Source organism: Maribacter orientalis, from assembly GCF_900109345.1.
Classification (GTDB): Bacteria; Bacteroidota; Bacteroidia; order Flavobacteriales; family Flavobacteriaceae; genus Maribacter; species Maribacter orientalis.
In genome coordinates this window covers 147069-161190 of the sequence record NZ_FNZN01000003.1, presented here as the reverse complement: position 1 = coordinate 161190, position 14122 = coordinate 147069, and the positions used below count along the sequence as shown (strand labels likewise).

10 protein-coding genes are annotated in these 14122 nt (G+C 35.7%); 3 read left to right on the top strand and 7 right to left on the bottom strand.

Features of this window, described 5'->3' with window-relative positions:
- Window position 1 precedes the first annotated feature (1 nt).
- Genes nhaD through BMY56_RS07730 form a run of 4 tightly spaced genes read right to left on the bottom strand, consistent with a single transcriptional unit; the run spans window position 2 to window position 4526 of the window.
- Window positions 2–1306: a sodium:proton antiporter NhaD gene (gene nhaD, locus BMY56_RS07745; protein WP_091622274.1), complete on the bottom strand. Its 1305-nt coding sequence runs from the start codon at window positions 1304–1306 to the stop codon at window positions 2–4.
- A gap of 11 nt (window positions 1307–1317) precedes the next feature.
- Complete coding sequence (locus BMY56_RS07740) at window positions 1318–2385, bottom strand: mandelate racemase/muconate lactonizing enzyme family protein (RefSeq protein WP_091622271.1); 1068 nt, start codon at window positions 2383–2385, stop codon at window positions 1318–1320.
- A complete protein-coding gene (locus BMY56_RS07735) occupies window positions 2382–3455 on the bottom strand; it encodes an N-acetyltransferase DgcN family protein (protein ID WP_091622268.1) in 1074 nt (357 codons plus the stop codon). The genes BMY56_RS07740 and BMY56_RS07735 overlap by 4 nt, the downstream gene beginning before the upstream one ends.
- Before the next feature lie 9 nt (window positions 3456–3464).
- Window positions 3465–4526, bottom strand: a complete 1062-nt coding sequence (locus BMY56_RS07730) for a pyridoxal-phosphate dependent enzyme (protein WP_091622265.1) — start codon at window positions 4524–4526, stop codon at window positions 3465–3467.
- Between the two features lie 252 nt (window positions 4527–4778).
- On the opposite strand from BMY56_RS07730, the gene BMY56_RS07725 reads away from it, so the two are divergent.
- Window positions 4779–5696, top strand: coding sequence for a serine hydrolase (locus BMY56_RS07725; protein WP_245737173.1), 918 nt, complete (start codon window positions 4779–4781; stop codon window positions 5694–5696).
- A 28-nt stretch (window positions 5697–5724) separates the two neighbouring features.
- Window positions 5725–8544 (top strand): hypothetical protein, encoded by a 2820-nt coding sequence (locus BMY56_RS07720; RefSeq protein ID WP_091622260.1) that lies wholly within the window; start codon window positions 5725–5727, stop codon window positions 8542–8544.
- A 15-nt stretch (window positions 8545–8559) separates the two neighbouring features.
- On the opposite strand, the gene BMY56_RS07715 is transcribed toward BMY56_RS07720, so the two are convergent.
- The 3 genes from BMY56_RS07715 to BMY56_RS07705 all read right to left on the bottom strand — a co-directional run bounded on the left by BMY56_RS07715 (window position 8560) and on the right by BMY56_RS07705 (window position 12698).
- Window positions 8560–9105, bottom strand: a complete 546-nt coding sequence (locus tag BMY56_RS07715; protein WP_091622257.1) for a cupin domain-containing protein — start codon at window positions 9103–9105, stop codon at window positions 8560–8562.
- A gap of 74 nt (window positions 9106–9179) precedes the next feature.
- Window positions 9180–9992, bottom strand: coding sequence for a helix-turn-helix domain-containing protein (locus tag BMY56_RS07710; RefSeq protein ID WP_091622254.1), 813 nt, complete (start codon window positions 9990–9992; stop codon window positions 9180–9182).
- Between the two features lie 78 nt (window positions 9993–10070).
- Window positions 10071–12698: an MGH1-like glycoside hydrolase domain-containing protein gene (locus BMY56_RS07705; protein WP_091622251.1), complete on the bottom strand. Its 2628-nt coding sequence runs from the start codon at window positions 12696–12698 to the stop codon at window positions 10071–10073.
- 491 nt (window positions 12699–13189) lie between these two features.
- Here BMY56_RS07705 and BMY56_RS07700 point away from each other — a divergent pair, with 491 nt between their 5' ends.
- Entirely contained in the window at window positions 13190–14119 is a 930-nt protein-coding gene (locus BMY56_RS07700) for a formylglycine-generating enzyme family protein (RefSeq protein WP_245737172.1), read from the top strand.
- Window positions 14120–14122: the final 3 nt, after the last annotated feature.

Below are 14122 nucleotides of genomic sequence, written 5' to 3'. Positions count from 1 at the left end.
ATTAGTTTACCAACATAAAGGTCAAAATTCCTGCAGCATATCCTATTATTGCCAAAAAGGAGATATTCTTCAAATACCACATAAAATCAATTTTAAGGATACCCATAATGGCAACACCTGCAGCCGAACCAATGATAAGAATGCTACCACCTGTACCTGCACAAAAAGCTAATAATTCCCAAAAATCAGAATCTGGCGGATAAATTTCTAAACTATACATCCCCATAGTACCGGCAACTAAAGGCACGTTATCAACAATTGATGATAACACACCGATAATAGCATTAACAGCATAAATACTATCGAAATTAGCATCTAACAAACGAGACATATCGGCTAAATGCCCTGCAGATTGTAAAGCACCAACCGCCACTAGTATACCTAAAAAAAACAGAATACTCGGAGTATCTATTCTACGTAACACATTAGAAATTGCCAAAGTTTTCTTTTCTTCAATGGTTTTATTTCTGTGTATTATTTCTGTCGTAATCCAGACTACACTAAGTCCTAGAAGTATACCCATAAAAGGTGGTAAATGCGTAATAGTTTTGAAAATAGGCACAAAAAGTAAGGCGCCTATACCTATTACAAATACAAGATTTTTTTCAAATTTGCTTATTTCAAGACCATGTGATTCTAAATTATGCTTTTCAAAAGGTTTGGTTATATGTCCTTTAAAACGAAACGAAACAATCGCTAGAGGAACTAATAAACAGACTAAACTTGGTAAGAAAATTTCTGTGACAATATGCATGGCAGTCACTTGACCACCGATCCACAACATAATGGTAGTGACATCACCAATTGGTGACCATGCACCACCAGCATTTGCAGCAATAATCAAAAGTCCGGCAAACATCCAAAGATCCTTTTTTTCATGAATCAGTTTACGAAGCAAAGCAGACATAACGATTGCTGTTGTTAAGTTATCTAAAGCAGCCGATAAAAAGAAGGTAAGCATACAAAGAATCCATAACAACTTTACTCGATTCGTAGTAGTGATTCTATCTGTGATGACCGAAAAACCTTCATGGGCATCAATAATCTCTACAATGGTCATGGCACCTAGCAGAAAGAATAGAATTTCAGATATCTCACCTAAATTCTCCCGTAAACTTTCGGTCACAAAATGAATAGATTCCTCCCCAGTAATATTAGCGAGAAAAACATCTCTTCCAAAAATAAAAACCACCCAACAAAGTGTACCTGTTAATAAGGCTGTAGCAGCCTTATCTATTTTTACGGTATGCTCAAGAGCAATAAATAAATATCCAACGATAAATACAGCAAGTAAAGTTAAATACATATGGAAGCGAATTAAAAGTTAGTTTCTGAATACCCTAGCCCGTATTCTTCGGTGGGATACAAAATACCTTTTTCCAATTTAAAAATAGAATGATAAGGATCATCAATAATATCTAAATGACCATCTAAATCAGCATAAACTATGTTTGGTCTTGAAAGCGCAAAATGTAAACCCGCTGCAATACCTAAACCGCATTCATCAATACAACCGACCATTGCATCTAATTTTGCAGCTTTTGCGACTGAGTTAATATGCATACCCACCCAAATACCACCGACTTTCTGCAATTTAATATTGACCATGTCAACACGTTCATTCTGCGCCAAGCGAAAAGCATCTGTCAATGTTTTTAAACTTTCATCTGCCATTACGGGTATACTTACTTGACCAGTAACTTCCCCTAAGCGCTCCTCAGCTTCAATCTTTGTTGGTTGTTCGAAAATTTCAATTCCAATAGCTGCGGTAGCTTTTACAAAATCTACCGATTCTTTAACAGAATAGCCTTGGTTACCGTCGAACCGTAATTCTACATTCGGATATCTCTCATGAATAGATCTCATTTTAGCAATATCCTCTTCAAGATTAGAACCTCCCTTAATTTTCAGAATGGTAAAACCTTGTTGAATGAATTCACTAGCATACGATAAGGTTTCTTCTAACCCCATTATACCAATAGTAATACTGGTAGCAATATGAGTTCGAAAACCACCTAAAAATTTATATAACGGAACCTCAGCTTTTTTCGACATAATATCGAACAAAGCCATGTCTACCATAGCCAAAGCAGAAGACCTTTTAACCAATAATTCTTTTAGCTCTAACAACAGTAATGCATATGTAAAGGGGTCTTTACCGCGCAAATAAGGAATTATAATGTTTTTAATCGCATCAGTAACATCACTAGGTGATTCATTAGTTACCACAGGATCAGGTGCCGCACAACCATACCCAACAATTCTACTATCAGTTTCAATCTTTAATATGAAATTGCTGGTACGGTCTATGGTCTCGTAAGCAATCGTATAAGGGTCAGACAACTTTAGGTCTAAACGCTCAAAAGAAAGGTTGGTTATTCTCATTTTATTTTATCCAACAAAAGTGCAATTAAATCATCTGCGCCATACTCCAATACATCAAAAGCAGGCAATTTGGTTTCTAAAGTGATTGCCTTACAGACATCTAATATTTCTTCTTTTTCCATACCTTCATGATTGACCGTAATAGCAATCACTTCTTTCCCGGAAATGACTTGTATAGCATTTATTTGTTCAGCCAACGAATGCATTTTATACCCAGGAAAACCGTCGTACTCTAAGCGTTTAGGGGCGTGTTGTAGAATTACATAATCAGGTCTACCTGCAGCTAAAATCTCAAAACCGCCAGGGTATGCTGGGTTCATTAAACTTCCTTGCCCTTCAATTACAATAACATCTGGATCTTCATTTTTCCATGCGCTAACTACGGCATGTTCAATTTCACCAGAGACAAAATCATTAATACAACTATCCATTACCATACTGTATTTGGCACCTTGCATCCAACCGGTTTGTCCGGTGCCAATCATTTCAGCTTTTTTTCCTGCTTTTCTAAAAGCGTGTACCAATATCCAAGCCGTAGTACGTTTCCCCAAAGCGGAGTCCGTACCAAGGACTGCTAATTTCAAACAATCTACTTTTTCGATATCACCTGTAAAAAAGTGTAATTGGTCACGATCTGGAGTTTTTCTAACATCTCTAATCTTTACATTTTTCTCTTTTGCCAAAGCAACCAATTCAGGGTCATTGGTTAAAAAATCATGCAATCCACTATCAACATTCCACCCTAGTTGCAAAGCTGCTTTTATAGTTCCTTTTGCTTCTTTTGGCAATCTACCACCATCAGGAGCTAAGCCTATCACCAAATAACTCGGCATATAATCAGTTGCTTTTAGAGCTGCCACTGCTGATTCCATATCCTTAAAAACAGGGATGCCATTTGGCCTGCCATCTAAAACATCACCAGCATCTGAGCCAGCATATTTTTCATCGAGTACACCTACCACTTCATATCGTTCGGTGAAACGAACCAAGCCATGTGCAGTTTTTCCATTTGGCGTATTAAAAGCACCTTCACAATACACAAGCGCCTTACCGTCAATTACTTTTTTCATCTATTTATTTTAATTTTTTGCAGTGAGCACAGCAACAAAACGATCCGGCTCAAAATTTAATTTTTCATCTAATTCTAGAAGTCCAATGAGTCCCGCTGTTGATGCAGGTAGAATTCGAAATCCTTCCTTTTTATATAACAAGGAGGTCATCTCCTTTAATTTTTTATCACTTATGTTGAATGCCTCACCTTCAGACTCACGTAGCGCATATAGCGCCTCTTCCCCATCAAAACTATGCCAATTTATTAAAGGTTCATTGTACTTAGTTTCTTTAATTGCTGCAGGGTTTAAATCTTTACAATGGTCCAATCCCATTAAAAAAGATTCCACTATCGGATTCTTATGTGAAGATGATGCAGCAATCATTTTAGGGATCCGCGATGTTTTCCCTCTTTTATATAGATTTACAAAACCTCTGTAAATTCCTGCGAACAAGGTTCCGTTTGAAACTGGAACGGCACAATATTTCGGAGCGTCTCCTAGATCTTCAAAAATTTCTTGAGCAATCTGTGCGTAAGCAGATATTTGAAGTGGCGTATTTGCTCCGCCAGGATTGGCATCATACCAGCCATGTTTAGCCGCCAATTTGGAACTTTCCGTTACAACATCTTCATAACTACCAGGAATACGAATAATTTCGGCATTCAAGGTTTCCATTTCAATTATACGATCTGTGTGGTATGTTTCTGGAATATAAATTTTACAGGCAATCCCTGCTAAGTCGGCAGCCAAGGCCATGGCTACACCATAATTACCACATGTAGCTAAACTGACCACTTTAAACTCTCGTCTTAATGCATCATACAATTGGGCAAATGCGATTCGGTCTTTTTGGGTACCGGTCGGATTATCGCCTTCATATTTTATGTACAATTGGCGAACATCAAATTCACGCTCTAAAGTCTTTGCGCGACTCAATCCAGTATCCCCTACTTCTAAACTTATGATGTCCTCAAAACACTCTAGCCGATCTACTATAGATTTGCTCGTATCCTTAACCATTATACTCAATCTACGAGCTTCATTTGACACTTTATTTTCAGCTGTTTTAACGCCGTCTTTAAGATTCATATGTTTCTTTAAATTCCTTTTTTTAATATACAGTAATTATTTTGATTTCCCTTTTTACCTTGATAAATTTTTCCTTTAAAAATGGGATACATAGGTACTATTTTATCTGAAAACAATTGAAATTTTAACATAGCATTTTTAAGGAATTAAAGTGGAATGGCGTATTAATTGAATTTCTTTAACTTTCAAGAATTTTAAAAATTAACATAAGGTCAATCAGTCCATTAACTACTTTTGACTACATTTTAAATCATGTATAAATTAATGAGACCAAATCGATTATTGTTCCTACTTTCTTTATTCGTTTGTTTCGCTATTAGCGCACAAGATGAGCTTCCTTTAAACATTGATAATTCAAAAATAAAGCCCTTACAAAAACTATTAGATAGTTCATTACAAACCAATTTGAGAGATGAGCTAGCATCGCACCCTGATTGGAACGACCTTATAGTACAAAAGAAAATGGCTGTCGGTCTAGTTGATCTAAGTGATCCAGAAAATGTACGGTTTGCCCGTGTAAATGGCAACCATATGATGTACGCCGCAAGTCTGCCTAAAATAGCCATATTATTGGCTGCAATGGATGCTATTGAAAAAGGTGAGCTGAAAGAAACTTCAGAGGTAAAAAAAGATATGCGTTTAATGATCAGTAAATCTGATAATTCTGCTGCTACCCGTATGATTGATGGTGTAGGGTATGATAAGATAGAAGCGGTGATGATCGATCCTAAATATGCTTTTTATGATGAGCATAAAGGTGGAGGCCTATGGGTTGGCAAACGCTATGGAAGTGGTGGTGACACCAACCGTGAGCCATTAAAGAATTTAAGCCATGCGGCATCTGTTACTCAAGTATGTAGGTATTATTATTTATTAGCTAATGGTAAATTGGTGAATCAGAAGCGGTCAAAACAAATGCTAGATATCATGGAAGACCCCGAATTACACCATAAATTTGTAAACACTTTAGATCAAATTGCACCAGCTGCACGGCTTTTCAGAAAATCAGGCTCATGGCGTACATATCATTCCGATTCTATCTTAGTTTGGGGTAAGAACAGCAATAGACGATACATTCTAGTAGCACTAATAGATGACGCCAACGGTGAACAAATTATAAGAGATTTAGTAAAACCAATAGAAAAGGTGCTAAAAAAGCCTGTACTTTAGGTCTTGGAATATAGATTTCCATGTCTAGATGGTAGAAAGATTAATTAAAAAAATATTTGACGTAAGAGAAGGCGAATTCAAGGTATCACTTTGGATGCTCGCCTATATCTTTTTGGTCATTGCCGTATTGCTGATTATAAAGCCTACGGTAAACGCCCTTTTTCTCTCAGAATTGGGTATTGAGCAATTACCATTTGCTTTCTTATTAGTGGCAGTTACAGCAGTTACAAGCTCATATTTTTATTCAAAAGCAGTTTCTAGATTCTCCCTTAAGAAAGTTATTGAAGTAACAATTATTAGCTCTATCATAATTCTTATCGGATTAGGTATTTTATTATCATTACATGTAGTTAGCGGCGTATTATTATACTTTTTTTATATATGGGTGGCGATATATGCAGTCTTGTCCGCTTCTCAATTTTGGATTTTGGCGAACTTAGTCTTTAGTATTAGAGAAGCAAAAAGATTATTTGGATTTATAGGTTCTGGGGCCATTATTGGTGGAATTTTTGGAGGGTATCTTACTTCTATTCTTGCTCCGCTTATTGGTAACGAAAACTTGATGTTCGTTGCTGCACTACTACTATTCTTCTGCATTCCGTTACTTAGAAAAATCTGGAATATTCGAGTTAAAAAAAATGGTTCTTTTAGAAAGCATAAGAATCCGGTAAATAATACCGAGCCTCCTCTGAAGCTTATTCTAAAATCTAAGCATCTCACTTACATTGCTAGTATTGTCGCAGTCAGTGTTGTTGTCGCAAAGCTTGTCGATTATCTTTTTAGTGAATTTGCATCCTCTGCAATAACCGATGCTGATGAGCTGACCGCTTTTTTTGCTTTTTGGTTTTCAACATTCAATCTATTATCACTGGTCATTCAATTATTTTTCACCCATAGAATTGTAGGTATTTGGGGGGTTGGTTTTTCCTTATTACTCTTACCCATTGGTATTTTTGGCGGAAGTATTTTATTTCTACTCTTACCAGAGCTTTCTGCTGTGGTAGTCATAAAAGCTATGGATGGTATACTGAAACAGTCAATACATAAGAGTGCCTCTGAACTATTGACATTACCCTTACCATTCGATTTAAAGAACAAGACCAAATCGTTTATCGACGTTGTTGTGGATAGTTTGGCTACAGGTATTGCCGGATGTCTTTTAATTTTCGTTGTACGCGGACTAGACTTGCCTTCAATTTACATTGGCATATTGATTATCGTTCTTGTTTGTCTTTGGTTATATTTCATATATAAAGTACGTATAGAATACTACAAAACCTTTAGAACGAACTTAGAAGTCCTTACAGATTCTTTCAAAAAAACAAAAAAAATTACGGCTTCTAAAACTTCGGTAGTTGCAGGTATGCGAACCGTTTTTAAAAATGGTAGCGAAGAGCAAATTCTATTTATGCTAGATAAATTGATGGAAATCAATGATAAGCGTTTTGCCGTTGATGTCGAGTTATTATTAGAACACCCAAGTAATAAAGTGAAACTATCAGCAATTCAAAACTTATACTTTTTAAATTCAAAAAGTATGACCTCTGAGGTTTCTGAGCTTTTAAAAATTGAAGATAGAGATTTGACCATTGCCACCTTAGCGTACATTTTAAGTTTTGCGCATAAAGACAAATCGTTCGTATTTGATGCTTATTTAGAACATTCTAATGAGCGCATTTCTTCGGCAGCCTTATTTTGTTTGGCAAGGGAGGCCAAACATAATTACTCTCTAAAACAACGCTATTCATTACTAGACCGTATTTCTAAATCGCTCGTTAACATTGAAAAAAATAAAGATAATATAAGCTATTTAGAAACTGTAATAGAAATACTGGGCGTTGCTAATATGCCTATTTATTACAACAAGCTTATTGAGTTTCTAAATCATGAAAATGAAGAAATTGTAATGACCACTATCAAGTCTATCGGCAGTACAATGGACCCTAATTTAGGTCAACATATTATTCCGTTTTTAGAACAAAAAAAATATAGACCTACGGTTATTGAGGCATTTAAACAATATGGCCCACAAATTTTACCATTACTTCGTAAAAATGTTCAGCAAAGACTGCAACCCTTATCTGTGATTCGATTCATACCTATGGCCATGCAATCTTTTTATTCGAAGGAAGCCGTTCATCAATTATTAGGCATTTTAACAGATAATGATTTAACTGTTCGGTTAGAAGTGGTTAGAGCTTTGAGTGCCATTCGTTCAACACATCCGCAATTAAAATTCAATCGCTATAAAGTGGTGTCGGTAATCTTTGATGAGTGTAAGTTGCACCATCAAACATTATCTTCAATGCATACCCAAATAATTATCTCTTATCGAAACAGAACCAAGTCTAAAAAAGAAATTGGAGATGCAGAACGAGATGCACGTACAAGCCTTTTAGAGCTTTTAGAACGCAGGTTAGATTCTGGTTTAGAGCGCATCTTTAAATTATTAGGTTTACGCTATCAACAAAAAGATGTTGCCATAGCCTATGAAGGTCTTTTAAGTCATAAGCAAGAAGCCCAGCACAATGCCATTGAATTCTTAGACAACCTGCTTACAGGTGAGCTTAAGCGCAAGCTGCTACCTATTATCGAAGAATCTGCCCTTGATATATCATCAGAAGAAGAGCTTCAAAAAATAAAACATAAGATACCATCAGAACTAGAATGTTTTAAATTGCTGTTACAAGGCAACGATCTAAAAATTAAGTTGGCGGTTTTATACCTCATTACACAACAAAAAGAACCTCGTTATTTAAGCATCGTAGAAGAACATCTTAACGATGCCGACCCGAAAATTAGAAGTTTCGCATTAGATGCATTTAAAGCTATAAACGAAGAAGAATAGTCACGCAAATTAGATTTACACAAAAGTTATACCCTGTCTTCCACAAATTTCCGCTACTTTTTTAAAATTAGGTGGTCCTTCAGGTAATTTTGCTAATTCTTGAAACATAAACTCGATACCTGCAGGAAAAGCAGAGGTTATCATTTTTGCCTTTTCTGTTCCTACAACCTTCCAAGCGTGTGCGATACCTTTTGGGGCAAAAGCAATATCACCTGCTTTTAAAATGGTGGTTTTACTGTTTACGGTTATTTCCACTTCCCCTTTAACCACCCTAAAAATTTCATCTTCCTTGGTATGAATATGCGGTGGTATTCCCACACCTGGAGCGACATTATCTACCCATTCCACAATTTGATTATTTGTATCCTCACCTAACAATTTATGGGTCTGTATATCCCCAATAACATTGAGTACGTCACCATCATTATCTTTAACTACTTTTGGATCATTAACATAAACATGAGGAGTTGAGAAGATATTTGGTTGACTAAGTAGTACACCAGGCATCAATGCTATACCCAAACCTATTCCTGAATTTTTAATAAAACGTTTTCTATCCATGATTTTAATTTTACACCAAATTAGGCATAAAGAAAATCGCTTAAAATGCGAAAAACACGGTATAAACTTTGAATTTAAGAACTAACGCTCTTTCTAAGCACAGAAGGTTTGGTTCCCGTTTGGTTCTTGAAGAAATAGCTAAAATAATCAGGTGTAGAAAAACCTAAATCATAACTAATCTCCTTAATTGTTCTATTGGTGAATTTTAAAGCATAACGTGAACGAATTAATAGCTGTTCAATAATTATACTCTTAGAGCTAACCATAAGAACTTCTTGAACGCACTCATTCAAATATTTTGTAGATATATTAAGTCGTGACGCATAGTACCCTACCTCATGAGATTTCATAATATTCTTATCAACTAACTGCTTAAATGCGTAAACAATGTTTGCCTTTGTTTGGCTTTTTTCAATAATTGATTTTATATTACATTGACCATCGCAGTATACAAAGAAGGTGTTTAATAATGATATCATTGCATCTTCCTTATTATTTAAATGAGAGCCCAATAGCTCATCTATCATTTCTAAAATAGCTTGTGTTCGTTTCTCGATGCCCGGACTTAATTTAAATAACGGGATGGTTCCAGAATTAAATAGTCTCACTTTGTTGATGTGAAGTTTGCTCAAAAGTGGATTGCTAAGTATCTCATGCGATAATTGGAGTAAATATCCTGCATTCACACCATCATGTTTGGTGTAAAGCTTCCATTGTACTTTATTATCCAAGAAAATAATAGAATTTGATATGTTTGGATATAAAACACCGTCTATATCAACACCTTTAATTTCGTCCTTAATCCAGCAAACAGCATAGTCAGAATCATTAGAAGAGTGGGAAACATTTTTGACTATTCTCGATATATTGATAGTATCGTTTTTCATCAGCGAAATGTTAATTTAGAATATAGGCAATACTAAAGCCTTTAATATTCTAATATACAACATTTTAAATTTCCTTGCTTATGAATTTTCATCTAACTCTATAATCAAATTTGCAATTAAGGCGGTCCAACCAGTTTGATGCGATGCCCCTAGACCTTTACCAGAATCCCCATCAAAAAACTCATAAAAGAAATGCTCTTTTTTAAAATGTTCATTCTTAGTAAACACCTTATTTACATCTTCTGAATGGTATTGAAATTTACCGTCAGCATTAGGTTGAAATAGTTTTATAAGCCTTTTCGAAAGTTCATTGGCAATCTCGTTCAAGTTCAATTTATTACCTGATCTTGTTGGAAATTCATACACGTATTGATCACCATAGAACAAATAATACTTTCGTAGCGATTGAATAATCATATAATTCAATGGCATCCATATAGGACCTCGCCAGTTAGAATTACCTCCGAACATATCTGAACGACTTTCCCCTGACTCATATTGAATTTGGTGATATCCATTATGTTGAAACACAAAAGGATGCTTTTCATGGTATTTTGAAAGAGAACGAATTCCAAATTCAGACAGAAACTCATCCTCATCTAACATTCGATATAATAATTTTTCTAATCTAAAGCCTCGCATAATAGAGAACAGATAATTGCCATCAGCATTAAACTCTTCAATATTTGAAACTAAGGATGCTAAATCAGGACGTGTACGCACAATTTCAGCAGCCCTAACTTTGAAATGTTTTAGTTCCTCAAATAAATCTTTATGAATAATTTCTACTGCGAATAATGGTATAATACCTACCAACGACCGAACTCTTAAACGATCCGTAGTACCGTTTGACATTTCAACTACATCATAATAAAAGTTATCGACATCGTCCCATAATGAAATTTCTTTTTGTCCAATATGGTGCATGGCCCAAGCAATATTCAAGAAATGCTTGAAAAACTTCGCTACACTATCCTCATAAATAGGGTTGGCTATGGCCAACTCTATTGTCATACGTAACATATTCAATGTAAACATGGCCATCCAACTAGTAGCGTCTGCTTGTTGCATTCGCGTGATACCTTCTGGCATATGATTACGATCGAAAACACCAATATTATCAAGCCCTAAGAATCCACCTTCAAAAAGGTTGGTTCCGCTTTTATCTTTTTGATTTACCCACCAAGTAAAATTGATGAGTAACTTTTGATAAGCCTTTTCTAGAAATTTGGTATCGCCTTTACCAGTACGATTCTTATCTTTTTCATACACATTCCAAACCGCCCAAGAATGCACAGGAGGGTTCACATCACTAAAATTCCATTCGTATGCAGGTATTTGTCCGTTCGGGTGCATGTAGCCATCTCGCAACACCAAAAGCAATTGTTCTTTTGCGAAATAAGGATCTATTTCTACAAAAGAAGCCATATGAAATGCAAGATCCCAAGCGGCGTACCACGGGTACTCCCATTTATCAGGCATAGAAATAACATGGCGATTCGTTAAGTGTTGCCAATGCATATTTCGTGAATCTTTACGATAAGGTTTTAATTCCCCAGGCCCACCGAATAGCCATTTATAAACATCATAGTAATAAAACTGCTTGGTCCAAAGAAGGCCAGAAAAAGCTTTTCTCGCAATCTCTTGCTGATCGCTCGGTAAATCTTTCTTTAAAATAGAACCATAAAACTCTTCACATTCTTCAATTCTTTTATCAAAAATAGCATCATATTTACTCCAAGGGTCTGCTAGTTTCTTTTTGCTCAGTCGCACCCTAATTGTCTTCTCCTCACCTGGCTTAAGACGTAATTTATGCCAAACAGCAAGCTTAGAACCAATTTTCGCAGGGTTTACGGTATTTAGTCCATGTACTACATGATCATTAATACCGTCTTTAACATAATCAACCTCATTTGTAACATTATAAATACGTTTGTTATTGGTTTCATTTTCACAGAAGAGTTGCTCACCACCTTCATGATAAAAATAATACCTACCATTTCTTGTACTTCTACTTTGCACTGCAGAGGTTGAAATAGACTTCATTTCTGGACGTTCAAAACGATCGTTATGCTTCCAGAAATTTCTAAACCAAAGATGTGGCAATACGTGAATATTCTCTGCTTTACGTCCTCTATTGATTATAGTGACTTTCATAAGAATATCACCTACATCTTCCTTGGCATATTCTATAAAGCAATCGAAATATGTATTGTTAGCAAAAGCTTTGGTATCAAGCAATTCAAACTCAGAATGCTCTCTTCCAAGGTCTTTATTCCTCTTTAGTATTTCAGCATATGGAAACTTCTTCTGCGGGTACTTATACAAATACTTAGCATACGAATGTGTTGGGGTAGAAACCTGATGGAAATAAAGTTCCTTTACATCTTCACCATGATTACCTTCATTGTTGGTTAACCCGAATAAACGCTCTTTCAAAATTGGGTCTTTACCGTTCCAAAAAGCAGGGGCCATACAAAGTATTTCTCTAGAATCGCAAAAACCACCAATACCTTCTTCTCCCCACCTATAGGCATTACTACGGGCTTTGTCGTGGTCGACAAAATCCCAAGCATGACCATTCTCACTATAATCTTCTCTTACGGTTCCCCATTGCCGCTCTGCCAAATATGGGCCCCATCTTTTCCAATATTTATAATTATCCTCAACGGCTAATCTTTCTTCCTCAGCATTTTTATGGATCATACAATCTTTAATAAATTATATCTTTTAATCTTTTTCAACATAGACTCCTTTAAACGATTTGGCTATCGAATCTTAAAAGGTTTACCAAATTATTACATCCTGTCGAAAAAAACTATAAAAATAATACTTGTTATACCATTTGATTGACTAACGCTCTGTGCAAATGAATAGTATTATTTAATCACTGGAATTACCATTGATACATTATCAACTTTTTAATATTTAACGGTTATTCTATTAAACAAGCAACAGTATACAACTATATAAATACATAATTAATATCAATTTGTTATAAATATAAGCCGTATTCATAATGATGAAGTATAAAATCGGCTATTGAACTTTGGGGTTTCCCCATAATCTGAATCAGAAACCAGTTAAGGAACGCTACATACATCTTATTTTTGTTACTATTTTTATTCTTGATAAAATCTTATATTTAAGATATGATTTTATCAAAACACATATTTACCCTTCTGTGCATTATTTTAATGAATAATTTGTATTCACAAGAAGAAATATCTCAAGATTACACACAATCTATTGGAGGTTCATATTTAGACATTGAAATGATTGCCATTCCCGCTGGAAGCTTTTTGATGGGAAGCAAAACGTCCGAAGAAAATAGAGGTGAAGAAGAAGGCCCGATACATACCGTGAAATTAAATTCTTTTTGGATGTCTAAATACGAAATAACTTGGGAGCTCTATAATCTATTCGTAAACAGAACAGTAGATAGTATGGAACCTAGCAGTAAAGGAAAAGATTTAGAGATTGAAATAGATGCGATTTCAGGCGCAACTATACCTTATGTAGATATGAGCCTTGGTATGGGAACTAGCGAAGGTTTACCAGTTGGCAATGTAACACAATACGCAGCCTCTCAATTTTGCAAATGGCTTTCTGCAAAAACAGGTCATTTTTATCGGCTACCAACTGAAGCGGAATGGGAATACAGCGCTCGTGCAGGTAGCTCTACCGCTTACTACTTTGGTGATGACCCCAAAATGCTTGAACAGTATGCTTGGTCTTATGAAAATAGCGACGATACCTACCATCCAGTAGGTCAAAAGAAACCAAATGCTTGGGGCTTATACGATATGCATGGGAATGTGGCTGAATGGACATTAGACCAATATTTCTCAGAAATTTATACCACTAGAAATGGCGTTACCCAATCACCTATAGAAATAGCTAAGGAAGAATACCCACGTTCTGTTCGAGGTGGTTCCTATTATGATGATGCCGAATATTTAAGAAGCGCAGCCCGCTTAGGTTCTAATGAGAATTGGAAAATGAGAGATCCTCAATTTCCAAAAAGTAAATGGTGGAATACCGATGCGCCTTTTGTCGGCTTTAGAATCGTGAGAGATCCAAATGTGCCTAAAGAAACTGAAATCAACAAGTATTGGGGCGAATAGTCC

Bases quoted from the DNA above. Each gene is read 5' to 3' on its own strand.
- BMY56_RS07725 (WP_245737173.1), top strand. From the start codon at position 4,779: ATGTATAAATTAATGAGACCAAATCGATTATTGTTCCTACTTTCTTTA.
- nhaD (WP_091622274.1), bottom strand. From the start codon at position 1,306: ATGTATTTAACTTTACTTGCTGTATTTATCGTTGGATATTTATTTATT.
- BMY56_RS07710 (WP_091622254.1), bottom strand. From the start codon at position 9,992: ATGAAAAACGATACTATCAATATATCGAGAATAGTCAAAAATGTTTCC.
- BMY56_RS07715 (WP_091622257.1), bottom strand. From the start codon at position 9,105: ATGGATAGAAAACGTTTTATTAAAAATTCAGGAATAGGTTTGGGTATA.
- BMY56_RS07700 (WP_245737172.1), top strand. From the start codon at position 13,190: ATGAATAATTTGTATTCACAAGAAGAAATATCTCAAGATTACACACAA.
- BMY56_RS07705 (WP_091622251.1), bottom strand. From the start codon at position 12,698: ATGATCCATAAAAATGCTGAGGAAGAAAGATTAGCCGTTGAGGATAAT.
- BMY56_RS07740 (WP_091622271.1), bottom strand. From the start codon at position 2,385: ATGAGAATAACCAACCTTTCTTTTGAGCGTTTAGACCTAAAGTTGTCT.
- BMY56_RS07720 (WP_091622260.1), top strand. From the start codon at position 5,725: ATGGTAGAAAGATTAATTAAAAAAATATTTGACGTAAGAGAAGGCGAA.
- BMY56_RS07730 (WP_091622265.1), bottom strand. From the start codon at position 4,526: ATGAATCTTAAAGACGGCGTTAAAACAGCTGAAAATAAAGTGTCAAAT.
- BMY56_RS07735 (WP_091622268.1), bottom strand. From the start codon at position 3,455: ATGAAAAAAGTAATTGACGGTAAGGCGCTTGTGTATTGTGAAGGTGCT.